General features: G+C 64.2%; 16 protein-coding genes. 2 read left to right on the forward strand and 14 right to left on the reverse strand.

Going from position 1 to position 26,412, the window contains the following annotated elements; all coding sequences use genetic code 11:
* Window positions 1-391: 391 nt before the first annotated feature.
* Genes BRAO375_RS02940 through BRAO375_RS02970 form a run of 7 tightly spaced genes read right to left on the reverse strand, consistent with a single transcriptional unit; the run spans window position 392 to window position 19,075 of the window.
* On the reverse strand, window positions 392-2,527 hold the full coding sequence (locus BRAO375_RS02940; protein WP_009025962.1) for a DEAD/DEAH box helicase: 2,136 nt from the start codon (window positions 2,525-2,527) through the stop codon (window positions 392-394).
* Window positions 2,527-3,849 carry a BREX system ATP-binding protein BrxD gene (gene brxD, locus BRAO375_RS02945; RefSeq protein ID WP_009025963.1) on the reverse strand — a complete coding sequence of 441 codons (1,323 nt, stop codon included), beginning with the start codon at window positions 3,847-3,849 and terminating at the stop codon, window positions 2,527-2,529. The genes BRAO375_RS02940 and brxD overlap by 1 nt, the downstream gene beginning before the upstream one ends.
* On the reverse strand, window positions 3,846-6,620 hold the full coding sequence (gene pglZ / locus BRAO375_RS02950; protein WP_009025964.1) for a BREX-2 system phosphatase PglZ: 2,775 nt from the start codon (window positions 6,618-6,620) through the stop codon (window positions 3,846-3,848). Before pglZ ends, brxD begins: the two co-directional genes overlap by 4 nt.
* Window positions 6,617-10,318: a DUF6079 family protein gene (locus BRAO375_RS02955; RefSeq protein WP_139031288.1), complete on the reverse strand. Its 3,702-nt coding sequence runs from the start codon at window positions 10,316-10,318 to the stop codon at window positions 6,617-6,619. The genes pglZ and BRAO375_RS02955 overlap by 4 nt, the downstream gene beginning before the upstream one ends.
* Window positions 10,315-14,136: a BREX-2 system adenine-specific DNA-methyltransferase PglX gene (gene pglX, locus BRAO375_RS02960; RefSeq protein WP_009025966.1), complete on the reverse strand. Its 3,822-nt coding sequence runs from the start codon at window positions 14,134-14,136 to the stop codon at window positions 10,315-10,317. Before pglX ends, BRAO375_RS02955 begins: the two co-directional genes overlap by 4 nt.
* On the reverse strand, window positions 14,133-18,401 hold the full coding sequence (locus BRAO375_RS02965) for a protein kinase domain-containing protein (RefSeq protein WP_009025967.1): 4,269 nt from the start codon (window positions 18,399-18,401) through the stop codon (window positions 14,133-14,135). The genes pglX and BRAO375_RS02965 overlap by 4 nt, the downstream gene beginning before the upstream one ends.
* Window positions 18,401-19,075 (reverse strand): hypothetical protein, encoded by a 675-nt coding sequence (locus BRAO375_RS02970; protein ID WP_009025968.1) that lies wholly within the window; start codon window positions 19,073-19,075, stop codon window positions 18,401-18,403. The genes BRAO375_RS02965 and BRAO375_RS02970 overlap by 1 nt, the downstream gene beginning before the upstream one ends.
* A gap of 424 nt (window positions 19,076-19,499) precedes the next feature.
* Between BRAO375_RS02970 and BRAO375_RS02975 the strand changes: the two genes are divergently transcribed.
* Complete coding sequence (locus BRAO375_RS02975) at window positions 19,500-19,871, forward strand: helix-turn-helix domain-containing protein (RefSeq protein WP_009025970.1); 372 nt, start codon at window positions 19,500-19,502, stop codon at window positions 19,869-19,871.
* Window positions 19,872-19,884: 13 nt separating this feature from the next.
* Window positions 19,885-20,895 (forward strand): hypothetical protein, encoded by a 1,011-nt coding sequence (locus BRAO375_RS02980; RefSeq protein ID WP_009025971.1) that lies wholly within the window; start codon window positions 19,885-19,887, stop codon window positions 20,893-20,895.
* A gap of 904 nt (window positions 20,896-21,799) precedes the next feature.
* On the opposite strand, the gene BRAO375_RS35605 is transcribed toward BRAO375_RS02980, so the two are convergent.
* From BRAO375_RS35605 to BRAO375_RS03015, 7 genes are all read right to left on the reverse strand, one after another.
* Entirely contained in the window at window positions 21,800-22,123 is a 324-nt protein-coding gene (locus tag BRAO375_RS35605; RefSeq protein WP_139031289.1) for a hypothetical protein, read from the reverse strand.
* 101 nt (window positions 22,124-22,224) lie between these two features.
* Window positions 22,225-23,313: an AAA family ATPase gene (locus BRAO375_RS02990; protein WP_009025974.1), complete on the reverse strand. Its 1,089-nt coding sequence runs from the start codon at window positions 23,311-23,313 to the stop codon at window positions 22,225-22,227.
* The gene (locus BRAO375_RS37850) at window positions 23,310-23,573 is read right to left on the reverse strand and encodes a hypothetical protein (protein ID WP_009025975.1); all 264 of its coding nucleotides are present in this window, start codon (window positions 23,571-23,573) and stop codon (window positions 23,310-23,312) included. Before BRAO375_RS37850 ends, BRAO375_RS02990 begins: the two co-directional genes overlap by 4 nt.
* The gene (locus tag BRAO375_RS03000) at window positions 23,570-23,878 is read right to left on the reverse strand and encodes a hypothetical protein (protein WP_009025976.1); all 309 of its coding nucleotides are present in this window, start codon (window positions 23,876-23,878) and stop codon (window positions 23,570-23,572) included. Before BRAO375_RS03000 ends, BRAO375_RS37850 begins: the two co-directional genes overlap by 4 nt.
* Before the next feature lie 87 nt (window positions 23,879-23,965).
* Window positions 23,966-24,232 carry a helix-turn-helix transcriptional regulator gene (locus BRAO375_RS38480; RefSeq protein ID WP_009025977.1) on the reverse strand — a complete coding sequence of 89 codons (267 nt, stop codon included), beginning with the start codon at window positions 24,230-24,232 and terminating at the stop codon, window positions 23,966-23,968.
* Window positions 24,233-24,311: 79 nt separating this feature from the next.
* A complete protein-coding gene (locus BRAO375_RS03010; protein ID WP_009025978.1) occupies window positions 24,312-25,055 on the reverse strand; it encodes a hypothetical protein in 744 nt (247 codons plus the stop codon).
* A partial coding sequence (locus BRAO375_RS03015; protein WP_035638628.1) for a tyrosine-type recombinase/integrase occupies window positions 25,052-26,412 on the reverse strand: 1,361 nt, incomplete at its 5' end. The genes BRAO375_RS03010 and BRAO375_RS03015, both read right to left, overlap by 4 nt.

Here is a 26,412-nt window from a genome sequence, read left to right on the forward strand (position 1 = left end):
GTTCCTCCGCCAGCACGTCAAGCTATCGGGAAAAGGTCCGCTCCAGGTGATCCCGATTGCACTCGATTGTGTGCTCGCTCCGACCTTTTCGGATCATGTGCGCGTCGCGATATCGCACCGGTGATTCGCTTGGCGTATTGCCAGTGGGACGGAGGAGCGTTGCGCCGTTCGCCCCGCCGATTGTGCGAGACGTAGCTTTGGAGGCCGGCCTCGGCTGATCTGCGTTGGATGCTCCTTAGTGGTCTTGAGCACCGTTCGGGTCGAAACTCCTTTGACATCGCGGATCGCAGCTGGAATGGAGGTCGCCCGCTTACCGTGCTAGCAAAGGTCGCCTTTGACGGTGAAAGGTCTCGTCCGCTTTCCGATGCATCAGTTTCGTTGATCTAATGCGTCATCCCTCTGGGCTTTTCCTGCCTCGCTTCCACTGTGCGACGGTCGCGTTCGCGTCGTCGATATTCATGGTCTCCCGGGCGATCAGGCCGTGCTCAATCGCCGCCGGGAGGCAAGGTTGAAATTTCGAGATGCGGGACCGCTGGTTAGAGTCGACGAGGCGCGAGGCGTCTTCCCAAGTTAGGGGGCGCGCTGCGAGCAGATCGATGGCTTGGCGGATCGCTACGACGCTCGCGGCAGCGCCATTCGAGAACGTTATGAAGGTGTTGCCGGACGAGACGCGCTCGCCCAGCTTAAGTTCGAGGAGTCCCGCGAGAACGCGGTTGCCGGCCCCGCCCCCGAAGGTCCACCAGCGGCAACGACCGTCGGAGTCTTCCTCGATGGGCACGGAACTCTCGTCAAGGAAGGCGTAGGACTCTCGCTGCAATTGGAGCTGCGCGATGGCCCGCTTGGACCATGACGGGTCGATCTCCACGGTCGTGAGAATGCGGCGCATTGCTTGGCAGAGTGAGCGGTTGAGGCTCACGGGCAAGCCAAACCACCGGGGGTAACTGCCTGCCTCCGCGGGCTCGACGGCACACGTCCCGCCCTTCCAGTCCACGCCGCTGATACGCCAAGCGCGGCCGGCAAGGACGAAATTGGGGCCTCTCTGCTCCTTGTCCTGGAGGAACGAGGCGTCGACAACGCCGACCTCCGAATGGCCGTGCATCACACGGAGTACCCGGGGCGTCGAGAACACTGCATAGAGCTCGAGGAAGTTCCGCGCGCCATAGAGCCGCTCGCCCCGTGCGCCAAGCATGAGCCGCGCATCGGCCTCGACAAGAATGTTGTTCTCGATCATGTGCCGCACGATGCCCTCGCGTTCCACTACTGAAACGTCGCGGTAAGCCTCACACCCGTCGAGCCAGTTCCACCAGCCATGCGACGCCGAGCCTTGCTCCTGCATTGCGAGCGCGATGGCCTGATGCGCGAGAACGTGGGGAGTCCACGTCGAGGGCGCCGCGGGTTCGACGTATCCCATCCTAAAGAGATCGATGATGGCGGCGGCACGCAGGAGCGCGTCGTCGTCGGTCGCGAGGAACGTGCAGTTCGGATTCAAGTCCGGGCGCCGACCCGTGCGGCCCATGCGCTGGAGGAACGACGAGACACTGCTCGGCGCGTCGATCTGGATGACATGGTCGAGATCGCCGACGTCGATGCCTAGCTCAAGTGCGCTCGTGGCGACGATGACGCAGTTGGTGCCTTCCTCGAACGCCTTCTCGGCGGCGTTTCGCTCCGAGAGCGCTAGCGAAGAGTGAGAGAGATAAACGTCAACGCCACGCTGTGAGAGCCGGTGGCCGAGTTCTTCTACGCGTCTGCGGCTATCGACGAACACCAGCCGCCGTGTTCCCGGGTAAAGCCGCTCAATGAGGAGCGCGGCGTTATCGAGCGTACCGACGAAGTCGAGGTACAGGTCGGGGACCTTGCGCGCGCCGCTCGGATCGACGACGCGCTGGGGGCGCATGCTGCTGCCGCCCAGCCAGCGCACGATGACATCGGGGTCCCCGACGGTTGCCGAGAGACCGATGCGCTGGATATCGGTTTCTGCGATGCGAGAGATGCGCTCGAGGAGCGATACGAGATGCGCGCCGCGATCGTCTCCTGCGAAGGCGTGCACCTCATCTATAACGACGGCGCGCACATGCGCCAGGAAGCGGCGCGCGGGCGTGCGAGTTGACAGCAGCATCGCCTCTAGCGACTCCGGCGTGATGGCTAGGACGTCAGGTGGGTCGTTGACCAGCCGCTTGCGCGTGGGTTCTTTCACATCGCCATGCCACTTGCCGGCGCGCCTGCCGATGAGGCCCGTGAGCTTCGAGAGCCGCGCCTCCTGATTGTTGAGCAGGGCGCGGATGGGGGCGACGTAGAGCACCGACACGCCGTGCCAATCCTCGACGTCCATCTTCGATAAGAGCGGAAGAAATGCCGCCTCGGTCTTGCCGCCTGCGGTGGGTGCGAGCACCACGCAGTTCGCACCGTCGAGGATCGCGTGGGTCGAGAGCGCTTGCACTGGACGCAAACCGCTCCAGCCCAGTCCGTTGGCGATCTGGTAGCGAACTGCTGGGCTCAACCGGTCGATGGCATCAGGACCGGGAGACATCACAGGTCGATCTCGATATCGTCGGGCCTCTTGCCGGCGGCGGCCGCCTGTTCTTCGACTGTGAGCTCCTCCACGTCGACGCGGATATTGAGGTCCTTGGCTGGGTCGAACTCGGGGAACAGGTCGACGCGATCAAGGATCGTCGCCACGAGCTTCCGCAGGAAGATTCGAGGGGCCACACCTACCTTGCCGCCTAGCTTTCCTGCGACCTCGTGCGCGACGCCAGTCAGCACTGCGTCAGTGACACGCGCCTTCATGTGCTCAGGATGTTCTGTTGGGTACAAGTCACGCACGCGGCGGCCGACCTCGATGAGCCGCTCTTGGTCAAACGGGAAGAGGCGCACCTGGACGTCGCGGGGGTTGTCCCACTTCGCATCCCCCGAGAAGTCGACGTACAGACGTTGAGCGAGCGGGGGCAGGCGCTTCACGCCGTTCGGCCCGTCGAAAAATGCGGGTGTGCCCGTGATGAGGACGTAGAGCCCCGCGAAGCGCCCGCCGTAGAGGTCATCGATCAGTTTTCGAATCGCCTCCAAGCTCTTGTCGCGGCTGTCCGAGCGGACCCGCTGGATCGTCTCGACCTCGTCGAGCACCAGCAGGAGGCCCGGCCGTCCACACTGCTGGAGCACCGCGAGGAGGCCGCGTAGGAAGCCGAGCGCGCCGGTGTGGTCAATCTCGCCCTTGATGCCTGCCTGCTTCTTGATGTCCGCGCTGACGTTGGGCTGGCCCATCAGCCACGCAATGAGGCCTTCGGAGAGCGCGAGGTTACCTGCGACTTCGGCGGCGTGGTATGCGCGCAGCACCGCTGCATATTGGGGCTGCACTGCGCTCACGTCCTTCAGACGTGCCTCGAGCAAGTTCCCCACACCTTCCGAAAGCGCCTTCATGTCATCGGGATCCCGGAGCGTACGCGAGACCTCTTCCTCGAGGCCCATTAGCCACTGCGAGATGATCGCGCGAAACGCGCCCGTGTCCCACTCCGCTGTGCGCAGACCTTCTGTCGCCCGGCGGTACACCGTTTCAAGCCGGTGAAGCGGGGTGTCGTTCTCGGAGATCTGCACTTCGGCAACAGCGAATCCGCGCGCGAGCGCTTGCTGTTGGTACCAGCGCGCGGTGAAGCTCTTGCCGCACCCGAAGTCGCCGCGAAGAGCTTTGAACACCGCGCCGCCCGTTGCGCAGCGTTCCAGCTCTTCTTTGAGCGATACGGAAAAGCGGTCGGTGCCGACCGCGAACAGGTCGAGGCCTCGACGCGGCACTGTTCCTCGGCGCAGCGCCTCGATGACGTCTTTGCGGAGGAGGACGCTCGGCCCACTCGTCTCGCTCATTCAGTCACTCCAAACTGCGATAGCAGTCTTGCCTTGTGCAGTACGACTCGGCGGCCTGCGACATCGTGCTCGACGATTGCGAAGCCGTCAGCGTTCAAAACACCCATCCGCGCCACGACGCCGCCCACTTGGTGGGGGCGCACGCCGCAGAGCCTCGCAAAGTCGGCGGCAGTCATGCTTCCACCTGCGTCTACGAGCACGGTCAGCCACGTGAGCACCCGCTCGACGTCAGCCTTCGGCACACCCGCGATCTGCAGCGTGAAGAGCTTGGACGTGCGCAGACGCGCGACGAGCGTGGGTTCTGTGGGCGCCTCTGGCGGCGCGATGGGAGTCTTTGCCTGCTCCACGGGAAGGAGCTCGAGCTGCGCCTTCGGTGTCTTTGGCTCCTTGATTGGAGCGACTGGAACGGTAGCCGGACGAGCAATTTTGAGCGCCCACCAATCAGGCTCGGGCAGCACCCGGCATGACAGCTCGACGTCGTCATCCGCGACGCGATCCAGCCACTCGGGACCAATCAGAAATGCCGGCGCTACGGCCTCTGCGAGAGAGAGGCCGCCGTGCTCGCCATAGTTGGGCGCGCGGTTCGCGAGCGTCGTGTCCCACAATGCGGCGATGCCAGCCGATCCGCGCGGCTTCCAGGAGGATCGCGGCAAGAGCACTTCGCCGTCCTGCGGCTGCTCCCCTTCGGCCAATGCACGCCACCGGGCACCGCCCTCGCGCCCAACTGGGATACGCCCGCTCGCGACGCGCATTGCGTCGCCAGCGGCATGCCCGTGATCCGCCACGAGCAGCACAGCTCTTTCGGCGCCGCCGGCGGCGGAGAGTAATGCCTCAAGCGGAAGGATGGATGTTTTACTGTAGTCGACGGCGACCTGGAGGCTGCCCTTGAGCTGTTCGTCGACGGCGTTGACGATCACCGCGACGACACGCTCGTCGTCCGCAATCGCTTTCTTCACCTCCTCGGTGAGCTCGTGACCGGCAAGGATCTCGCGTCGAAAGAACACATTGAGAGGTTCCTCACCGACGAGTTCGCGCACGTGCGGGTTCGAGGCCCAGCGCTCCTCGTCCTTGTCGGTGCCCTGGTCGCCGAAGCGTGGATCGGCGACGCCCGCGAAGAGTGCGGCCCGGCTAACCTGGGTGAGAGTCGGCGCCGTCGCCAATACAGGCGGGATCGGAAGTTGCCCGCTCCAGTTTGGTGTGCGCCAGGCGATGGGGCTCCACCTACGCTGGTCGCGCAGGCGTTGAAGGATCTGCACCGCCGTCGCGTAGCTCATGCCGTCCATCAAGACGAGCAGCAGGCGCCGATGCTGTCCGCCTTTGAGGAACTGCGCAACAACGCGCTTGGTAACGTCCTCGATAGGGAGCACCTCGTTCGAGGGCTTCCCGGCCGCGATCCACGACACGTACGCTTGGGCAAATCGCTGATCGTCGGCACGGGCCTCCGCGTCGATGGCTCCGCACAGTCGGTGGACGGCGGTCATTAGCGCGTCGCCGGCGCCGCGCATCCCGCGCGCGCTCTGGCGCGCCCAGTCGAGAAAGCCGCCCTCTTCGGTGTAGCGGCGCGCGAGCTCGATCGCCGGTTGCCACGGCGTGCCATGCTCGGCGAGCTGCGGGCGTACCCTCCGCGCAAGCAGCCAGGCCGATAGACGCGCTGCCATCTTCCGAGCTTCGATGTGTTCGGAGCCGCGAATGATGCGATCGAGGCGATGCGCGCTCAGGTGGTCGAACGCCGTGAGCACGGCTGTCATTGAGTCGGCGCTAGGCGAGTCGACGAGCGTAGTCAACGCAGCAGCAACAGCTTCCTCGCGCGCAGCGTGACCGGCGGGCAGCCAATCGCTCGCCGCCGCGAGAGCTGAAGCCCCGCCGCTCATCGCGTGCTGCTGGGCAAGCTCGAGGAGTCGCCGATCGGCCTCGTTCTCCACTGACAGCACTGCAGCGATTAACGCCTCTGCGGATCCGTGCTCGTGCGCGTCTCGCACTTCGTTCGCGAGGCCGGGCGCAATGCTCGCAATCTGTCCATTCACGAGACCCCGAAGGTAGGCGTCCTCGCTCTTCTCGACTGCTGCTAGCAGCAGGAGTGCCTCGATCGCGCGGTCAACAAGGCCGAGTTCCCAGGCGCGGAAGCCAAGTATGCCGACGGAGCCGAGCCGCTCGCCGACCCAGACGAACAGCTCGTGTCGCACCGCCCGCAGGAGGCCGTCGCCCTCGCACGCGCGCGCGAAGGCCGTTCCAGCATCTGAGTTGCGTACCCAGCGGAGCCATGCCGTCCCGGACTCGAGCGCGCTCTCGGGGGTGCCAAAGCGGGCTTCAAGCACGCGCTTGCAGAGGTCGTTTGTCGTGAGGCGGAGGCCCGTGATCTTGCGAAGCCCATCGACGCTGCCCGAGAGCACCAGCCGCGCAAGCGCGGTCGATACCAAGCCTTGATCGACTTGGCGCGCACCGAAGAGCGCGGCGAGCCGGGCATCGCGCGCGACGTGGTAGATGCGCCCGCCCGCGAGGCGGCACGAGACGTCAAGCGGAAGCGCGTCCTCAGCCCAATCTACCAAGTATACGCTGCCCGTTGTGGGTGGCGCGCCGGGTGCCGGCAGCTTCGAGCGAAGCTCCAGTTCACAAGACGTGGGGATGATCTCCCACTTCAGGCCATCGAGATCGATGTGCCCGAGCTGCCCTCGACCGAAGAGCGCGAGCAGCTTGGAGCGGTGATCGCGCCGGAACAGGCGCTCCACCTCCAACCGAATGTCCGCATCCGAGAGCAGCGGCGCCTCGGTCATTCCGGCCTCCGCTTCCAGGCCGTGAGCCGGATCATGACACGCGAGGCATCCTTGCCCTCGACCTCGATGCGCGCGGCCAGCTCGCGGAGCATCTTCGCGGCTGCCTTCGCGTCACCGAGATCGTTCGATGACTCGAGCACAACTTCCTCGCTGACCGGCGACTCCTGCAGTCCCCAATCCGTGGGCACATAGAGCAACTCGTCGGCACGGCGAGTCAGCTCGCTGAGTCCGTCGGCGAGCATCTTGTTCACCTCGTCAGTTTCGAGCAGCGTGGCGAGATCCTGGAGCAGCAGCTTCGCGCGCTGGCCCCGCTCGGCATCGCCGACGAGCCCCTTCACCTGCCGCAGCACGATCCAGCGCGCGTCCTCTTGAAGTAAGCGCTTGCTGGCCGCCGCGGTCGTGAAGTTGCGGCCCATCGCTGGGACGGAGGTCTTGGGCGTGAAGCTCGCAAGGTCGCGGACGAGGGATGCGCCGTCACCGTGCGAGAGCTGCTGGAGCAGCGCCGCCGATGCGTGCGCCGTCGCAAGCCGGTGCGCGTTTTCGGGCTCGGCCCAGTCTCGGATCTTCGACTCCAGTGCAGCGGGCAGCTCGGCGGCGTCGCCGACCGCCCTCAGCTTCTCCTTCAGCTTGTCGGCAAAGGCCGAGAGATTGCGTGCGCTCAGCGAGCGACCACCGATGGCGATGCCAAACAGCTCGCCGGCGCGGTTCAGCGCGTCGCTCCATTCGGCCGGCGTGGGCAGGTCGGGGCGCAGCAACTCGACGTCATCCGGGAGCTGGCCCGGTCGCGGCTGCGGGTAGTTCTTACTATCGCGCCGGAAAGTGCGCCCACTCCACGAAGCGTATAGCGAGATGAGCATATCCTGTACTTCGGTGGGCAGGCCGCGCGTCCGCTGCGGATCGAGCCAGCCACGCACGTTGCTGACGGTCGGCGTGTCGATGCCGCCCTGCTGGCGTTGCTGCTCGATCTCCTTGAAGGGGCGCTCGTTCAACAGCACCGCGACGTCTCCCGTCTCGGTGATACCCAGTGGATCGGCGTAGGCGCGCAGGTCGTTGCGCTCCCCTTTCTCGACGTTCATGCGACGGTCACGTTCATCGAGGAGCTTCTCTAGGAGCGCGCCGACCCGTTCCATGCGCGACGCCGATACGGGTCCGTCAAAGCGGGGGTGGTGCGGATATCTCTTCGACAGAAGTGTGTCGACTACCTGGCGGTAGCCGTCCTTCATCGTTCCCGCGAGCACCGCACGGATTTCGAAGTCGCTGAGCAGCGGGATGAAGTGTTCGTCCACTGTGCGCGACGGGTCGAGGTGGGGGCTGTATTTCGCCATCGCAAGGCCATAGGCCTGTGCGAGTGTGCGCTTCACGAGCGACTCTTTTTGGGCGCGGAGGCTCGCCAGATCGGCCCGCGTCGTCGGCTGGTCCTCCACGCGCAGATGGCCGAGGTACTTGCGCGAGTCGCCGTCGAGGATGTGCTCCAGGACCACCAGATCGCCGAGCTCTCGATCGAGCGCGTGGGAGAAGAACGTCGCCAACCACACCACCGTCGGGTTCGGTGGCGCGTCGGGGGAACGCGTGTCGCGGTACCGCTCGACGGTGCGCAGATCTTCGTCGGGCCCGTGACCGCGCTCGTCGAAGGGGTAGTCGATGATGAGCTGCCACTCGTGCTCGCGAGGGCACGTGAGCGTGGTGTCGTCCATTTCCCGCACGTTGCCATAGCGGACGCGACCCTTGCGGCGCGTGCCGTGGAACGACAGCTCTGCTTCGGCTACGGTGCCATCACTCTCAAGTTCGAGAGCCTGGAATAGAAGGCGCCGCATCGTATTCTTGCGCGCGCCCGCCGTGTCGGCCTCGGCGGCCTGCGCGAGGATTGGCTGGAGGTCGACACCCGCGAGATGGATGTTCACCTCGGGGTCAGCCTGCTCACCGAGCCGGAGCGCACCGACCTGGCTCGCCCAATCGCGAATGCGCTGCGCTACCACCTGCATCTCCGCGCCAGGGATGGGCGACGCGATGGTGCCGTGGTTCAGGTACGCGAGCCGCTTGACCGTGAGCCCCTTGAAGGGCTTGGCCTCCGGCGCGAGCGCCGCCATGAGCAGCGTCTTCGCGAGCCGGTTGTCGTTGCGGCACATCATCTGCTGGCAACCGCTGCAGCCGAGCCGACGGTCATGGTTCTCACGCAGTCGCTGACACGCGGCCGGGTTGTCTGTGTTGTGCTGCCGCCGGATGATCGGCAGGAAGCTCTCGCGGTAGAGATCGCGGGCGCGGTCAAAGCGCGCCTTCATGACCGGGTCATCGATGGGGTCTTCGCTCTCCGCAAGGGCGTCGAACGCGTCGCCCGCGGGCACCACGCGGCCGGTCTCAAGGTCCGGCAAGTGGTGCACCAGCAGCTCCATCAAGATGCGGATCGCCGTGCGCTCACGCTGCAGGCAGTCCGACAGTGCGACAAGCGCCTCGATGAGTGCAGGCGAAAACGGGTAGACCTTCTTGAAGTCAGCTTCGTCGCCTTCACTGCCGATCAGCACGCTCTGCGCCTGGCCGGCCGCGCGCCACGTTTTCGCGAAATCGTCGGCGAGCTTCTCCGCTGCCGACCGGTCTTTCGGGCGCACCACCCTATGTGCGACGATTGCGGGCAGGTTCGAATCTGCGAGCGTGACGGTCTCGAAACGACCATCGTGGTGCGAGAGGTTGCGCGACAGCTCGTTGCGGACTGCGCCCTGCGCCTGCTCGCCAAGGAACTGCGACAGGTCGCGCTGGCGCGCAATGAAGCTGACAATGGGGATGGCGCGGTCGGCATCCTGCGCCTCTTTCAGCTTCACCATCTTCTGCACCTCGCGGCCGACGAAGGGCAGATCGCTCGAGTTGCCCGCGAGCCAAAGCACAAGCTCGTCGAGGTAGAGCACGATGGCGTCGAAACCGAGCGACTTGGCATGGCGACTCATAACGCCAAGTCCCGTGTCCAAGTCAACAAACCGCCCCTGCTGCGCGGTCCAGGACTTGTAAAAGGTCCGCACGAGATCGCTGAACAGCTTGGCACGCGGGCTCTGGGCATCGCGATCGGCTTCGCCGACATACTGCGCGCCGGCAGCGGCTTCAAACGCGGCCGCGTCCCACTTGCGCGCCTCGGCGAGCTTGCCCCAGCCGCTCGCTGCCTGCTTCACACCCCCGTTCAGCTCTTCGAAGAACTTCTCGTCGCCCATCCGGCGGCGCAGGTCGCGCGCGTCGTCGAAGAGGCCCTGGTCGGCATAGATGGCGGGCGTCGGCGCATCGGGGTGGTTTTTGGCGACCCACGCGACATATGAGCCGAGGATCTTCGACTCCATGTCCTGCGCGCCGAGCATGTGGATCGGGAGCTGGAGGAGCTTCTTCTTGCCGATCCAGTCGTTCTTGCTGCGCAGCGCATGCAGCTCCCCGCGGCTCCATGGGGCCGGGTGGTCGGCGAGCATCAGATCCAACACCGCCATAAAGTGGCTCTTGCCCGAGCCGAACGAGCCGTGGAGGTAGGCGGCTTGGCTACGGCCGTCGCGCAGCGCGCTGCCGATGATCGACAGCGCGTGCTCGAAAGTCTGCACGATCTTCGACGTGATCGCGTAGTCCTTCATCGTGCGCTCGGGGTTCGAGATGCCGCCCGTGAGGTCCTGAACGAAGTCGCCCTTGCGAACGGCCTCGGGGAGGTTGAGCAGCTCGTGCATACGTGTCGTCATGCTTGATCCCCGATGGCCAAGTACCGAGCAGGGCGCCCGGAGAGCTTCTCAACAAGCCCGTCGGCGACGAGCTTCTTCAGCGCCTTGCCCACGAGCGCCTTGGTGACGCCCACGGCGCTGGCGAGCTCGACGTCGCTCGGTCCCTCGGGCGGCTCGACCTGGTCCCCGTTGTCCTCGTCATCTTCTTCGACCTCGGGTTTCCATGCTGAGAGTGCGGCGAGCACCTCGGCCGGGTCGATGGTAGTACGCTTCGGCGCAGAAGGCGGGGTCCACCTGCGAAGGTCGCCTACAGCTACGCCGAGCGCATGCGCCTCGCCCGCCACGAAGTCGCGGAAGAACTCGCCGAGCTTCATGCCGCCAAATTCCGCCGCGGGTTCATTGTGCCACTGAAGGAGCCAGGGCACGCGCTCGTCGAGGCCGGCGAGCAGCGGCACAAGGCGGTCCTTCTGCCAGCCGTCTTCGGTCTTGCGGCGCTGGTAGAGACCTGAGAGCGCCTGCGCCACCTGAAGGTGGTTCCAGCCCGCCCAGCCAACGAGGGGCGTGGTATCCTCGTCGGTGTTGCCGCCGGGGAATGAGACGAATCGCTCCTTCGGCACGTCGAGCTTTCCGCGCAGGCTCCAGAAGTGCCGTAGGTAGTCCTTCGGGCCGTACTTGTCCGGCACTGAGATGCTCTTAAGGTTCAGCCGCTTCAGCTCGGCAGCGAGTTTTTCAGGATCTTCATCTTCGATGCGCTGTAGCCGCCAGGTGTCCTCCCACGTCGCGCGCTTCTCCATGCCAGTCTCGGCGTAGCGGAAACCCGCCAAGAACGGAACGCCGTCGATATCAACGAGCTCGGAGATTAGCTTCGCGAGATCGAGACCGCTCTCCTCGGTGAGCAGCTCGTGCGCAGCGGCGATCGCCGGGTCGCGCCCGAGCTCTAGCGCGAGTTGACGCGCGGAGCGCAGCTCCGGCTGCGACTGGTCACGGAATGACGCTTCGATACGCGCGAGAAGCCACGTGCGCACGGCTTCCGAGAACGCCTTCTGGTCGTCGGGCACCGACCAGCGCCGCTTTGTCTCAGGCGTCTCGAGCAGGCGAAGATGCTTGCCGTGCTCGGGATCGTCAAGCAGGCGCAGCCGTTGGCGATACAGGTCGGCGAGCGGTCCGCCGACGTCCTTCGGGGCCTCGCGCCTGTGGACGCGGAACCACTCCGAGGCCGAGACATCGGCCCCCACCTTGCGCGCGAGGCGTACCTCGAAGGGGCGATGGTTCGGCTCGATGGGCACGCGCACGGTATCAACCGAGGACGCCTCGACGGTCGGCAGGCCGAAGAGGCCGTATACGCGCCAGTCCATCTCCTCCTGCAGCGAGGTGAGGATGCCGCGAAGGCGTGTGCGTTGGGAGAGGTTCTTCGTGCGCGCGTCCTGAAGGGCGGCGAGCTTGGGCGTCGAAGCAAGCGTTGCCGCGACGACCTTCTCGGGCGCCTGCTCTGCCATCTGACTCACGGTTTCTTCGGCGGTAATGACCAAGTCGAGAAGCTTGGAGCGCAGGTCGTCAAGCTTCGGGACCGGTAATTGTTGGAGCAGGTTGCCGGCGTATTCGAGGCGGTCTTGCCACGGCGTTTTCGAAAGCCGCGCGCCCTCGCCGACTTGGTCGCCTCCCTTTGGGAACATTATGAGGCGGCACCAGAACGCGACGGTGGAGGAGTTCAAGTAGCCCGCAAGTGCTTGATAATCGAGCTCCGTCCGCTCGTTGCGAAGGATAATAATCGGGGCCCCTCTATTGAAGGTCTTGCCACCGCGATCCACCAAAAAGTGGTTGTGCGTGGCGATGAAGGCGAACGGTATCCGAAATGGCGCCGTGAATCTGTCCGGGTAGTACATCGAGTACTCGTAGAACCGTCCGCCTTGTTCGAACTTCGTCTTAAATCCCTTTCCACGACGCTGCCAAAGAGCTGTACGGTGGCACCAAGCCAAGTTGTAGAGCTCACCGATCTCTGCTTCTGAAAGCGTGCGCGAGCCGTCGTAGGGAAAGGCTGCTCGAAGCGGCGTATTGATCTCCCAATCCCGGATGTAACTGCCGGTGACGTACGGAATGACGGTCTTCGTCGGCATTCGGAGCCAACGCGGTGCCAGAATGAAAACGTCATCGGCACGCATTACCGCGCTGGATCCGATGACCTCGCTAAGGTCTCCAAGTGTGTGACTGGTTCCCATAGCCAATTTTCGGAATAGATCACGTCCTCCGCCGCCGGACAGCACCCACGGATGCTTCTTCAGTTCAGCACGAGTTCCTCGCTCGACCGAGATGTACGTGCCCTCCCAGCCAACGGCGTCGTGGTGCCGCAGGATCTCGGTCCATACCGGGGCCGAGCTGGGTTCCGGCGGAACCTGTTGTTCGCCACGTTTGCCCAAGACGGCGGTCACCGCGTCAGAGTCTGCGGAGCGGTTGCGACCGAAGAGCAATACAGTAGGCGTGCCGTGTCCGGGCAGGTAGCAGCCCGAAGTATCTACGATTTTCTGGAGGTCGAGTTTCGGCAGCACCTCTTCGATTAGAGCCTTGCCCGAATCACGCTTCGTGAATGCATTGCTGACGATCACGCCCACGTACCCGGATTGTACGGCGAGTTGAAAGAAGCGCTCGACGAAGGGGGGGCCGAGCGGGACGTCGAACGTCGCTGCGGCATAGTCGTTGCGATAGCGGGCCTTCTTCGCGGAGTCCTTCTCTGTGATGTACGGTGGGTTACCAACGACGGCGTGGAAGCGTCTGCTCAGCAGCCGCTCCACGTCACTACGGTTTTCGAGCCGGAAGAGCTGGTCACCCCACGAGATGTCGTCCATCGAAATCTGCTCGGAGAACCGCATCTGCATGTTTGACTCGTTGCCAAAACGATGCAGCAGGCTATCTGCGACCACGACGTTCGGTTTAATGTCCGGCGCGCGCTCGAGGCGCCTGATACCCACCGCGTCGAGCAGCGCGAGCACGAGGCGGAACCGCGCAATGGCGACCGCGTAGGGGTTGATGTCGACGCCGTGGATCTGCTCAAGCGCGCGGCGCGCGAGGTCAGCGATGTTATCGGTCGGCGCTGCCTTCTGCCACCGTTCGAAGAGTCGGGTAAACGCACCGAGGAGGAAGTGGCCCGAGCCGCAGGTCGGATCGATAAGGCTCACGTCCTTGAGCCCGAACTCCGCAATGGCGGGGTCGAGAGTCTGGTCGAGAATGAACTCCTCGACAAACTCCGGCGTCTGAAGCAGCGCGTAGCGTTTGCGGACCGTCTCGGAAAGATCCTGGTACAGGTCGCCGAGGAAGCGGGTGTTCTCGCCCGTGAAGACCAACGCCGGCGCGCCGTTCGAACCGCGCTTGCGGAAAAAGTCGAGCAGCGCCTTGGCGCCCTCGCTCGACGGCGAGAGCACCCAGACCGGGTTATGCTTGGCGTCGAAGACGTCATGCGCGCCGGGGAGCTTTGATAGCTCGCGGAACACCGCAAGCAAGTACTCGCGCGGCCCCAGGAAAGGCGCGACTTGGAGGTACAGCGCCTCGCGGTCTTCGGCGGTGCGCAACGCATCTGCGGAGACGCCGGCCACGCGTGGTTCGATGTAACCGCGGTCCTCGAGCGTGCGCACAAAGACAACCGACAAGATCCAGGCGACGGCGAGCTGGGTGACGCGCTCGCGACGCCAGGGCTCAAAGCTAAGTCCAGTCTGCCCGGCCTTCTGCTCGTCCTCCCAGGCCTTCCTCAGGCCGGCCTCAACGCTCTCGGTCTTCGCGCGCGCCAGAAGATCCTTCTCGAGCGCCTTGAGCGCGGGCTGCAGCAGTTTCGGCAAGTTCGCGATGCTCATCCCCAGAGCGTCTCCGCAGCTTTGTGCTCATTCCTAAGCCACGCGTCAGGCATGACGAGCCGTTGGCTCGGTAGCGGCGCGGGGACGGGCAGTCGACCATTAATGGAAGGCGCGGCGCCGTCGGCGTGCGATGGAACCACAAGCAGGATGGCGGGGGCATTTCCGCGCTCCGCCTCGTTGACGATGCGCGCGAGTGCGCCGGACAGCCCATAGCGCGCGAGTGCCCCGGGCCATGCCAGGACGAGTGTTGGCTCGCGGCGGCTTAAGAGAGTGTCGATGGCGACGTCGCTTGCCTGACGCACGAGCTCCAGAAGCAGCGGCCAGTCAGGGCCATCCGGCCCCGCGCGGTCGGCTGCCTCGATGTTTGCCCATTCGACCCGGAGCTCAGCAGCGGTCTTTCGAATCGCCGTGAAAAGTTCAACGTCCAGCGAGATGGCCGTCGTTCTCAGTGCAGAAGCGAGTTCGTCCGTCGCGCGGCTCGCGAGATCGGCGCGCACTTGCACGACGCGAAAGCGGCCTGCTGCGACACCGCGATCGAGCTGGTCCTGGAAAGCCGCCGCGCGTTGCGCATTGGGGCTGCGCCGCTGCGGCGGCGCGGGCGCCGTAGTCTGGCGCGAAGGCACCGCCGCAGTCATCGACGTCAAGGCATATACGCCCGGACGCGTGTACTCGCCCGGGCCGATGTCCGCCATGAACACAAGACCGTGGGGCGCGAGCAGCCTGTCGAGCGTGGGGCGCTCAGGAAGCGGTGCCGCCTCGGGGTATCGCGCCGCGACGCGCTTCATCACAACCTCGGGCGTCAGGCCTGTACCCGAGAGCGCAGCTAGGCTCAGGTCCAGCGCGCGCGCCGCATCCATGTTGCGTGGGTAAAGCTCTAGCCGAGCCGAGGCGGCGGCGTTCGTGCTGGCGCGCGCAGCGAGGGTAAGGCGCTGATCCGCCGGCAGAGCCGCGAGCGGCGTGCCCTCGGCGACCTCGGCGAGCTTGCTGCGCACCACCTCGGAGGAGGGAAGCGGCTCGGTAGCAGCAAGACTGTCGGCCGTTTCCGACAGCGCAGCGAGTGCGTCGAGGACCTCGGAATCGCGAGCGACCCACGGTGTGCCGCTGATTCGGCGCCAAACGGCAGGTGGGTTTGGACGCAGCTCGAGGCCCACCCGCACGAGCGCGGCAGCGATACGCACCTCTTCGCCGCTCGGCGTTCCGGCGGTGCGCGCCTTGGCCAGTGCCGCCGCTAGGTCGAGGAATGGCGCGGCGGGCGCAAGCGCGTCCAGGGCCGACGACAGCGCTTCGGTCAGCGAAGCCGCGGCTGTACTATCCGTCCACCGTTTGTTGCGCTGGAACTGGAGGCTCGAGTGGATCTGCGCCGCATCGATACCGAACGCACCGGCTACCTCGGACACGGTGCGCGCCGCCGGGATTCCGGTGTCGGGGCGTTCGTCGGGCAGCGGATCGAGGCCGACGAGCACGCGCAGGCGTTTGTTGGCCTCGCTTTGGCTGGCGCGGCCGATCAGCTCGCGCGCCCAGTCGGCAAGTGAGCCGGGCGTTGGCTCCGCCGCCGCAAGCGCGGTGAGCCGTTCACGCAGCGCGTCCGCGCCGGATTTGCCGAGCAGCTTCTCGATGCGCGCGGTGTGGGCCAGAGCCGCGTCGACAGTAGTCTTGATGCCCGCCGCGACGAGACGGCCGACCGTGGTCGCATCGATGCAGGCCTCTGGCTCCTCGAGCAGCAAGCGCGGACGCGCGAACCCGGGCATAAACGCCGGGCGCTTGTCGACCTCGAAGCGGGCGCGCAGCTCGTCCGCGATCTTGACGATGTCGCGAGCGACCTGCGTGCCGACGCCGCGAACGACCGAGAGCTGATTGCGCGGTAGCAGCAGAAGTTCCGCAACGGTCGAGACGCCCGCCCGGTCGAGTGCGTTTCGTGCGCGAGCTGAGAGCGGCAATGCGTCGACCGGCGTCTCCGTGCGCACCTGATCAAGAGCGATAGCGGACGCGCCATCGTCGGTCTCGGCCTCGACCGAGAGCGCTTGTACCCAAGCCTGGCGCATCGCCTCGGCACTCGCGAAGCGCACATTCACGTCGCGCGCGAAAGCCTTATGGAAGAACGCGGTCAGCCGGTCGCGAACGGCGGCGTCGAAGCGCTCCGCCTCGACGACGATCTCGGCGGTCGCGTCGCCCTGCGGGAGCCCCGGACGGGCGGCCGTCAGCGCGTAATAGAGAACGGCGGCAGCTGCGTAGCGATCGGCCTCGGCCCCCCAGGCGCCGCGCAGGTAGAGCCACGGATCGCGCCACTCGGCGGTGCCTGCGGTGATGGCGGTTGGGTCTGCCGATGAGAGCGAAAAGTCGAGAAGGAGCAGGTGGCTCTGCTTCTTTGAGAGGCTCGTGAAGCCGACGTTCGTCGGCTTGATGTCTCGGTGAGTGACGCCGGCCTCTTCGAGGTACTGAACCGCCGATAGAAGATCGTCTCCATACCGCCGCGCGAGCTCGAGTGGCAGCGTGCCCTGCTCGCGCAGGACATCTCCGAGGCTGCGATCACCAGCGAACTCGAGTAGCAGGCACGGTAGCCCTCCCAGTGTGACGACGTCGCGTAGCGCAACGATGTGCTCGTGGCGCAGATCGCGGAGCGTCTTCGCCTCGGCAAGCAGGCGCTCACCGCAGCCCGCGTCGTGCGGGACCTTAAGCGCGAAGTCACGCCCCTCGCGGCGAACGTGCAGCACCAGCGCCGTACCGCCCGAGCCAAGGCGTCGCTCGACACGCAGGCCCCCTTGCAGCGTGTCTCCCTTCTGCGCCTCGCGGGGATCGGTCCCGGCGCTCGCATCGGCGGCCGGACCTGTAAGCGGCTCGAGCACGAATGTGTTGAACCACTCGGCAATGTCGTCGGCACGCGCGTGGAGATTCGGCTGCGTCGCGGAAGCGATAGCTTCATCAAGGATCGCGAGGTCTGCGCGCACCGCGGAGGGGCGCAACCCTCCTTCGCCATCCTTCACGCCCTTGATACGTTGCTCGCGCTCCGGGACCGTGGCGGCTGGGTGCTGCCCTGTGAGCACCAACCACGCGAGGCAGCCGACCGAGAATACATCGCTCTCGTAGGTGGCCTTCTCGGGATCGGCCAGAACTTCGGGCGCCTGATAGAGGCGGTCGACGTCCTGCGAAAGCTGGTGGAAGTGTCGCGTGCCCACGCTTGAATGCTCGATCCACGCGGCGGTCTGAAAGCGATGAAGGCGCACGTGGATGCGCCCGTCGCCGCCCCGCCGGACAAGCACCGAGGCGGGCGACAGGTTGCGGTGCAGAATGCTTGAGCGATGGCAGTGAGCGACCGCTTCGACGATTTGTTGCAGAATGTCGAGGCGGTCGTCGAAGGTGACGTTCGGCTCCTGGCGAATGAAAGCGTGGAGCGGGAGCGAGTCTTCGAAAGCCTCGAAGAGTACCGCCGGACCGAGCGGCGCGTCGTCGACGAAGGAGCGGTACGCAAGGATACCGGGGTGCTGACCGATCTGCGCAAGCGTCTGCGCCTCGCGCTTGGCGGCACGATGAAGCTGCGAGCGACGTTCGACCGAGGTTGCCGCAGGCACAAGGTAGCTACGCACGCGCGCTTGGTCGGACTCCACGACTGTATTCTTCGCGAGGTGCTCTTGGTACCCCTCGCCATCGTCAAGCAGGAAGCCGAGCTTATAACCTCCCACCACGCGCGCGGTCGTGCTCGGGCGGAGACCGATCCTGTGGGCAGCCTGAAGGAGATCCTTCATCATCGGCCGATTTACGATCCGCCGGGCGTCGCGGCCACCCAGCCCGTTGACGAGCTTGCTGCCCACATCGTCTGGGAGCAGCAGCCATGGGGGGCGACCACCATCCAGCCGGACGTCGGTGACGTTGGAGAGGAAGACGGCGGCATGAACGTAGGGGCGATCCGTTCCAAGCTGTCTTTCGATCAGGTCGCCGAGCACCTTCGCCTTGAGGTTTGCGCTGGGGTAGGGGCACTCGATCGTACGGCGGCGCCCGTTCTCGGTAATCGTCCAGTCGACGATATCACCCGTAAGAATGCCAGAGTGGCTCTTGATCTCGACGAGGAACAGGCCCTGCCGCGAGAGGAAGAGGAGGTCGATCTCGTAGAGACGGCCGGACGACGGATCGTAGAGCTCGTGCAGCTCCCACGCCTGATGCGGATCGGTGTCTGACAACGACGTGTGCTTGTAGATGAGGTCGAGCGCCCGCCGCTCCCACGGAAATGGAGTTGGTCGACCGCGATGGATGCGTGCTTCCGGGAGCGCCACTACCTGCCCCCCAGCTTCCGCGCAAGTTCGGCGGCTTCAGGTTCGGCGTCGGGCGAGATCACCGCCACGTCGAGGTGGGCGAAGCCCGTATTGCGCAGCGCGCTTTCGGCGCCTTCGACCGCGCGGACGAGAACCGTCCTACCGCGTGCACCGAGCAGTACCGCGGCGAGCCCCGCGAGCTGTCGCCAGGCTGGCTTATACGCCACGACCACGACCTGGTCCGTCCACGAGAGCGACTTGTTCTCGGCGAACGCCGTGGCGACCGAGACGATCGCGGTGCCGCCTGCGACGACGAGCTTGGTCGACGGCGTGATGTGCGGGACGGAGACGCTCTCCGCTTTCACACCGAGCCCGAATGCGATGTGCTCGAACGTGGCAGGCGCGTCGGGCTCGGCGAGCAGGCGCTTCGCCGACTGGTCATCGATGGTCTTCCAGTCGGGGCCAAAGGGCTCATCGTCAGCAAGGCCGAAAAAGTCGAAACACTCCGATGGCGAGAACGCGGCCCCCCATGTGCCCGCGGCATCGCGAAGCAAGATATCGATGCGGTCACCCATCCCTAAGGCGCCGGCGAATTGCGCCCACCGCGCCTCGGCATCGACACCAAATCGGCGCGGCGTGGTCTCGCGAGCGTCCAGAGCGCGAAGCCCAATCACAGCCGCGCCGTAGAATGCCATTCGATCCCGGGGCGTGAGAGTTCCCGTCACTTCTGAGCCCCCTCGCCAGCGGCGCCTCGGGTTTGGGGCGCGATCCAGGCATCCAAGGTTCTAAGGCGTAAACCCAAGCTGCTGGGCAACCTGCAGGCCGCGCCCTTAGCCGGTTGTGCTGTCGCGTAAGCGGCCTCTTCGGTGACCTTTAGAAGCTCGGCCACCTCAGGGGCTCTAAGTATCTCATCGGTCACTCTCTAGGCCCCCACCGCCGCGAACCGGCACCTGTTTTCAAGCAGTTTCATGTACGGGAGGGGATGGTAAAGTCGCAAGATCGATCTGAAGAAGCGTGATCGCGTCCCCTGGTTTCGGTTTTTGTCCCCTTCCGCTGATGCGATGAGCCAGGGAGAGCGTCCTGCTTGACCGTCTCGGGAGCGTTGTCTATTTACGCAACATGAAACAAGGTGCTCAAGTCGGCAAGTTTGGCGACCATATCCGCGGCCTCAGGGAAAAGCGGGCAGGTTTCGACAGCGCGTTTTCCCTCCGTCAGGTTGCGACCCGCTGCGGAATTACCCCGGCCTATCTCTCGAGGGTTGAGCGCGACGAGGTGCCTCCGCCGGGTGAAGAGACGCTGGTGAAACTGGCCGACGAGCTGGATGAAGACCGCGATGTGATGCTGGCGCTTGCCGGCAAGATATCGAGCGATCTGCGCGCGGTGATATTGGCGCGGCCTCGGCTATTTGCAGAGTTGATCCGCGCCCTCAAGTCCGCGCCCGAGCATGCCGTGCTGCGCATCGTGCGGGAAGTGCGTGACGGTGACTGGTGAGAAGGAAAGATCGATGCCGACTCTTGAAAGCAACCGCCTGGTGTTTCGATTTCCTCACATCGAGGAGAGCGCACAGTTCTCAATCGAATTTCAGCGCACGCTTCGCATTCCTGATACCGACAGAACTTATAGCCTGCCGCCTGGCCTCGGCCTCTTTCCGTTGCGCCATGTCGAGGATTTTGCGGATCGGCTCGATCACGCGACCATCTCGCGTGGGGGCGTCGTCATGCCGATGTGGCAGGCTGAGGCAATGTGGCTGAACTTCCACAGCCGCCGGCCATACGACGGGCCAAGTTTCCCTGTTGCGATCAAGGTAGCGGCCGGCAAGATCAATGCCGTGAGCGGCGAAACGTGGAGGCCGGGTCTCAATCGGCATCCGCAGGACTACATGGTCTCGCCACAGCAGCCATGGCTGGATGGGTTTGCCGTCAAGCCTGGTGTCATCCGCCAGTTCGTCGCCATGCCGCTGGGGGATGGCTATACGGTCGAGCACCAGATATCCGGCACGGAGGAGTGGGGCGGTCTGCAGATACAAGTCGCCCCGCTCAAGAACCATGCCTGGCAAAAGATACGCGCGGCATGGAGGGAGAAAGTGCGTACGCCACATTTCGCTGAGGACAGGCTTTGCGATAGTAGCAGCCGCCTTATGGGATTGGGAGCTGGCGGCCTGATGAAACAGGCGATCTATCCAGATCAATTTCAGCTCGACGATTGGGATCTCGAATCGATGGATCGTGTTTTCGTCACACTACTCCACGCAAGAGATTGGAAATCTACCACTGGAGAAAGCGCGCCACATCATCCACCGACAGCGCAGGAGTATTCCAAAGCCGGTTTGCCGTGGTTCGACTATTATGGTTGCGACCAGGCTTCGCTTCCTGGAGGCGAGAAGCTGGCGTCGATCGCGTCGGTGGGCGAACTGTTCAAAAAGAAGACCGGGGCTGCGATGCCGAATTGCGAAGATGTCGAAACCGGAGTCCCAAAGATCGTCGGGCCGCGGCAGGTTCGTGTGGGCGAGTGGTAGGCTAAGGTAGGGCCGTTGCGTTTAAGGAAACCGAAGCCTGCCCGGGCACGGAGTGATGTCGTCGACGATCAGGAGATCAGACGTCGGCGCCTGGCATGGTGGCTTATCGCGCGCTTGCGGCCGCCGAACGAGATCAGCCGTCTGCGTGAACAGGAGCCACCAGCCGTTCCCGGCAAGAGAAAGCCTGATTGCCGGGCTCCGATGGTGTTGCCACGCCTTCCGCCGAACAGCAGCGGCTCGGGGCCGCTCTCGGGGAAGGCCGGAGGGACGTATACAGCGTATCCTACAACGGTCCTTTCGTCCGCACGCTTTAGCAATGGATAAACGTCGCTGTTGACGGGCGGGCTAAGCCTAAGACGGGTGGTGGGGAAGGGGTTAACCCTACCCCCACCTACGCGCGCCCAAGACCTCTGGTATGCAGTCCGGGGCGGGAGCCGCAGAGCCGAGCATAACTGCCGATCTAGCGAGAACCAAGGCCTCCTCCGACGGCTTATGGCACCTCGAACAGGCTTGGGAGGGCGTGCGTGCCGACGAGGTGCGCAGCCGCAGCAATTCCCTCAAGGTGCGAGCCCTGCCGCAGCAACCTTGCCACGACGGTCTCGCGTTGATTCTCGTTGGGCATCTGTCATAGGGCTCTTGATGAAGATAGCTGCGCTGCATTCGCGGTGGCGTATGCCGCGCACGGGTCTGGATCATGCCGACAATGCTAGCCTTCGGCGCGGCGCAATTCCTCTGCCCGGGGCTTAACAGCTAGCCGGTGCTCTCGGCCCGCTTTTTCGCTATCTTGGGGCGCGGCGCCGATCTTGGCGGTCGTCTTCCCGATCCGATCGCTGGTCTACCGCTCTCAAAGAGGCTTCCGGCGGTTACGCTGCCGCCCTGCGACCTTACTTATACGACCCGAGGGTTACGTTATGCTCCTGCCCTGACTCTTGCGCCACTCTGCGGGCGCAGCGTTTATCAGGGCGAAACGGCGCGCATGGATGATATGAGCTTCATTGGCGCCGAGCATGTCGGCTTCGAGCTTATAGACGCGGGCGGCCTGGCCTCTCTCTACAGAGTCCAAAAATTCCGGGTATCGCTTCATCCAGTTGTGAACGGTCGCGCGGGCGATGTCCATCGCGCCAGCCGCGGCGGTAAGGGAGAGGCCCTGAGACATCAAGCGGTACACGACGTTCCCGATTTCCGGGGTGTAATTGGTCGGTCGGCCACGCCGTGCTTTGTTGGTCATCACCGGACCCCTGTCGCGAATAGCCGCGAACAATGACACGTTACGTTCGGTTACGGCCTTATGGAGAAAACGAACCGAACGTAACGTTCCGTGCCGCGGCGTCAGGCATGGTCAACGCGCCATCGGCCACCGCTTTCCCGAACGAGCTGCTTATCGCGCAATGCCTTCCGTAGGTCCAGCAAATCGGCCCTGCGCCGTTCGCCCAATCCTGCCTGCCGTGCCTGCTCGTTCCATTGCTCGAGGGTGAGGCCTTGGCCACCGGCGTCGTAGAGGATGCGGTAGAACGTCTGCTGATTGGGCGTCAGTCGAACAGATTCTGAACCACCCGACCCAGTTTCGATCGCTTCCGGGCTTACGATGTTGACCGTTACAGGGTCGCCATCCTCGTCAACGCCCAGCTCGATGGTCTCCGATCGGAAGGAGAGCAGAGGGCCCTCGGGCCGATCGTTCGCTTTGGTTACGGTCGCGGTCTTTACCTGCTCGCCTGATATCTCCACCATGACATCCACGTCTCCATAGCTGGCATTGGAGCCGCGCATGCCCCGCGCTTCGTCCTTGCCGGTGTGACCGACAATCGCGACATGCACCCCCGTGGCGTTCTTGATGCGTGCAAGGTTGGCGAAGCAGACGCCCTGATCTTTGGCGGAATTTTCGTCGCCACCACCCGCTGCGATGGCTTTGGCGAAGGTGTCGATCACGATCATGCCCACCTGGTGCGGATGGATGCGCTCGTTGACGTCCTTGATGATGGCGATGACCTTGCCGACCGTGCGGACATCCATAAGGTTCATGGTTTCAGGCACGACGGCCACGGGCGGATCGCTCTCGGCCGGCGGCCAGCCGGCCCGAAGCCTGCGCCGGACGAGATCCACCCGCTCGAGCGCGAAGTAGACGACTCCACAGGCCGCCTTGCTGCGATTGCCGCGCCAATCCTTCCCGCCGGCCACCGCAAGGCAGAGGTCCGCCATGAGGGCCGATTTCAACGATCCGGGCTTGCCGACCCAAGCGGTCGTCTCGCCCTTCGCGATGATCCCTTTTAAAATCCAGTTCTTGCGCAACGCGTGGGGGCCGAACTCCGACATCAGTTCGTAGCGAAATCCAGCCCGACTCCGCTCCTGTTGCTGGTCTCGGCGCAACGCAATCAGATCGAGAGCGGCGTTGTCGAGGTCGCTACCATCGAAGTATTTCATGTGTGCTCCTCTGTATTGAGGTGCTCTTCCATGATCTGCTCGGCTCTTAGCGGCCCGCAATGTCGGATGATCTGGTCGTACGTTGATTTGGTCCTCAGAATTTCGACCGCTTGACTTCGAGTGATGAGTCGGCGCCTCACTTTTTTGCACAGCTCGCGAGTCTGCCTCTCGAACAAGCCGAGCGCCGATCGGGTGACGACCCGCGCGAGATAATCGTCCATGGCGACGAAATTGGTCGCGCCATAATCTTTGCCGGTCATCGGGCCACCTCCGATTCGAAGGCGGCGGCGATGACGCTCTGGATTTCATCGCGCCCATATTCGTTATAGAGGTTGTTGTAAAGCGCGGCCTCATGAAGCGTATCAACGCCGTCTTGCTTGGTAATCAGGCCGCTGCGCACCAATCGAGCGACGTAACCCGTCGCGTCGACAAACTCGTTGTACTTCGCGTTCGCCACGCCCATAACGATCTCGACCTGCAGAGGATTCCATTGCGCCGGATCGCCAAAGATGTAGGGGCGGCCGATCGGGTTGTAGGTCCCGATGAGATATTCCAAAGGGAGCATTTGAATTTCCTGGCCCGCGTCCGATGGCATCGGTGCGGGCTTCTCTTCGGGAGAAGCCCGCCACGGGTGATGCTGTTGGAGGAAGGGCTAGGACGAGGCGGCAGGCAGCGAGCGCAGCCATTCCTCTGCGTCGGCGCGAAGGACGATAGTCTTCTTCGCGCCGACCTTGCGAAATTTCAGGTGACCGGCTTTCGCCTGGGCGTAAGCCATCGTACGGCCGATACCGGCCCACCTGCAGAACGCGGGGATCGTCATCGCTGCTGGCAGGTCAGAAATCTCAATGTGATGCGCGGCAGGCGGGTCTAGATGCTCCGCCGTCGCAATCAAGAGTGCCTTCGCAGAAGTAGAGTCCATAGCCATCTCCTCGTTCGGGATGGCTCGCTATTGAGCGCAAACGTCCGGCACTGTCGAAAAGACAAGCGGAGGAGAATTCTTAGGCCTTGTCCGTTTGACCGATCAGCCCGGCCCTCTGCAGCGCCTTGTATAGCGTGGCGTCGCTCATTTCCGGCCTCATGGCGACGTGGTACACGGCGCGGACGAAAGCGACAAACGGCCCGCCTGGCTTGTTGTATGTCTTTACAATCCCAGATAGCGGGTCGCCGTCCAGGTATTCTTCGTAGATACTATCGAGACTTTGAATCAATGTGGATTGCTTCGATGGACCGTCCATATCCATCTCGAATCCGCCGGCCCTGCCAAACTCCTCCAGAAGTTTCCTCGCGGACGAAGCCCTCCTGGCCACGAGCTGCAGCGAGGATTTCAGAGACTCAAACAGGCTAGATCCGTCGCAGTCACCTTCATCGTCCGATGTGCGACGATCGGGAGCTACAGTCGTGGCCATGAGCCGCAGGATGGGGTCGTTGCCCATATCGTCCAGAATGGAATTCGCTTTTGTTTCGATCGACCAGAGTCGTTCTATGCGCCGTTCCCAGCGCATATCCGACTTAAACTCCTCATCGACCAGCTCCATTGCACAAGCCAAGGCTAGCGCACGTCCAAGGCGCGTTCGCTCGGTGCGTGCGGCTTCCGCAGGGGAGAAGTAACGGCCAGGCACCGTACCTCCAGCCTCTTGAACTTGGGCGAGCAGATAACCGATCTGTTCGTAGTCCCATTCGCCTGCTTGCTTTAGCAATTCCGCAAGCCAATCCTCCAATGCCAAAGCGGCCCGTCCGGTCATCGCCCGCGCCCCGCGATCGTAACCACATTGCCGCTCTGCTGCGGCACCAGCGGCACGACCGCGGCGCGAGCGAGGGCTTCCAGCGCGGTGGCGATGTATTTCGCGTAATGCCGCTCGATCATCGTCACAGACGTATTGTGCAGCTTTGCGACCTGCTGGATGGGCAGACCGTTTCGCAGGCCGCGGACGATGCTGGTGTGGCGCAGGCTGTAGGGGATGACCTCGGGCAATCCCGCGCGCTGGCGGATCGCGCGCCAGGGGCGCGTAAGCTCCGCAGTCTTCCAGGGACCGCGCCCTGACCTCTTCCAGGCGATGCTGTGAGGCTCCTGCTCGTAACTCCAGCGCTCGAACAGCGGGGCGTCCTTCGGCCGGCCGACGATTGCGGGCAGCAGGGCCTCGATCACGTCGTCGCCCACCGGAATTGGGACCGAGCCGCCGTTGCCGCCGCGCCCCTTGTAGGAGCCCGGCATCATCAGGCGCCGCTCCTTGAGTTGGGCATCGCTGACGCGCATGCGCCGCACCTGCGCAAACCGTGCGCCAGTGGCGGCAAGGCAGATCACGAGCCGGTAGAGGTCACCCTCGCTCTCCTGCTCGGCATCGACCTCGCCTGCCGCGCGAAGCAGGTTGCCGACCTGCGCGTCGGTGAGGATCTGGTTGTCCCGCGCGATGGATGCGTCGTCATCATCATCGATGCGCTCGGCCTTGAAGCCATCTTTGACGATCGCGAGAAAGGTCGGGTTCAGTTTCTTCTGCTGCGCGGAAAGCCGCGGCCATGCTGCATTCAGCGCGGCCTTGAGGTCGTTCGAGAGCCGGTGCTTCGTCGTGGCTTTCAGTTCTTCGGGCAGTTCGTCGCGCCAGGTCAACAGGTCGTCTTCCTTCAACGCGTGCAACTCGACAGCGGCAAGAGGGGCGGGCGCAATGGCTTCCTGATTGCCACGTTTCTCCTGGCCGAGAACATAGCGTCGCAGCCGATGTCCGGCGTCGGATCGAACTTCACGTCCCGACCTTCGGCTATCGCGAGCATTGCGCTCTTTGATGTAGGCCTCGACCGCCGTTTGCACGGTCGGCGCCGGACCGGCGGCATGCGCCGCGGCTTCCGTTCTGGACCGCGTGACACAGTCCCGTGCTTCCTTCGTCGCCTGGTCGAACGTCAGCGTCCCTTCGGCGGGCTTGTCGTTGATGTCGTTGGCGATGCCGATCGGCGCTTGCTTGTAGTCGGCTCCCTCATAGTGATTGCGCCAGCGCACCAGCCACACCCCGCTGCGCTTGCCCTTGCGATAGCCAAGGTGAGCTTCGGTATCGAGCCGACGCCAATGCACGCCGAGGCCCAGCCTCGATCGCGCCTTCGCGGTCGTGA

The organism is Bradyrhizobium sp. ORS 375 (genome assembly GCF_000239775.1).
GTDB lineage: Bacteria > Pseudomonadota > Alphaproteobacteria > Rhizobiales > Xanthobacteraceae > Bradyrhizobium.

Bases quoted from the DNA above. Each gene is read 5' to 3' on its own strand.
- BRAO375_RS02940 (WP_009025962.1), bottom strand. From the start codon at position 2,527: ATGTCTCCCGGTCCTGATGCCATCGACCGGTTGAGCCCAGCAGTTCGC.
- BRAO375_RS02970 (WP_009025968.1), bottom strand. From the start codon at position 19,075: ATGGCATTCTACGGCGCGGCTGTGATTGGGCTTCGCGCTCTGGACGCT.
- BRAO375_RS03000 (WP_009025976.1), bottom strand. From the start codon at position 23,878: ATGCTCCCTTTGGAATATCTCATCGGGACCTACAACCCGATCGGCCGC.
- BRAO375_RS35605 (WP_139031289.1), bottom strand. From the start codon at position 22,123: ATGACCAACAAAGCACGGCGTGGCCGACCGACCAATTACACCCCGGAA.
- BRAO375_RS02955 (WP_139031288.1), bottom strand. From the start codon at position 10,318: ATGACGACACGTATGCACGAGCTGCTCAACCTCCCCGAGGCCGTTCGC.
- BRAO375_RS37850 (WP_009025975.1), bottom strand. From the start codon at position 23,573: ATGACCGGCAAAGATTATGGCGCGACCAATTTCGTCGCCATGGACGAT.
- BRAO375_RS02975 (WP_009025970.1), top strand. From the start codon at position 19,500: ATGAAACAAGGTGCTCAAGTCGGCAAGTTTGGCGACCATATCCGCGGC.
- BRAO375_RS02980 (WP_009025971.1), top strand. From the start codon at position 19,885: ATGCCGACTCTTGAAAGCAACCGCCTGGTGTTTCGATTTCCTCACATC.
- pglX (WP_009025966.1), bottom strand. From the start codon at position 14,136: ATGAGCATCGCGAACTTGCCGAAACTGCTGCAGCCCGCGCTCAAGGCG.
- pglZ (WP_009025964.1), bottom strand. From the start codon at position 6,620: ATGACCGAGGCGCCGCTGCTCTCGGATGCGGACATTCGGTTGGAGGTG.
- BRAO375_RS02990 (WP_009025974.1), bottom strand. From the start codon at position 23,313: ATGAAATACTTCGATGGTAGCGACCTCGACAACGCCGCTCTCGATCTG.
- BRAO375_RS03010 (WP_009025978.1), bottom strand. From the start codon at position 25,055: ATGACCGGACGGGCCGCTTTGGCATTGGAGGATTGGCTTGCGGAATTG.
- BRAO375_RS38480 (WP_009025977.1), bottom strand. From the start codon at position 24,232: ATGGACTCTACTTCTGCGAAGGCACTCTTGATTGCGACGGCGGAGCAT.
- brxD (WP_009025963.1), bottom strand. From the start codon at position 3,849: ATGAGCGAGACGAGTGGGCCGAGCGTCCTCCTCCGCAAAGACGTCATC.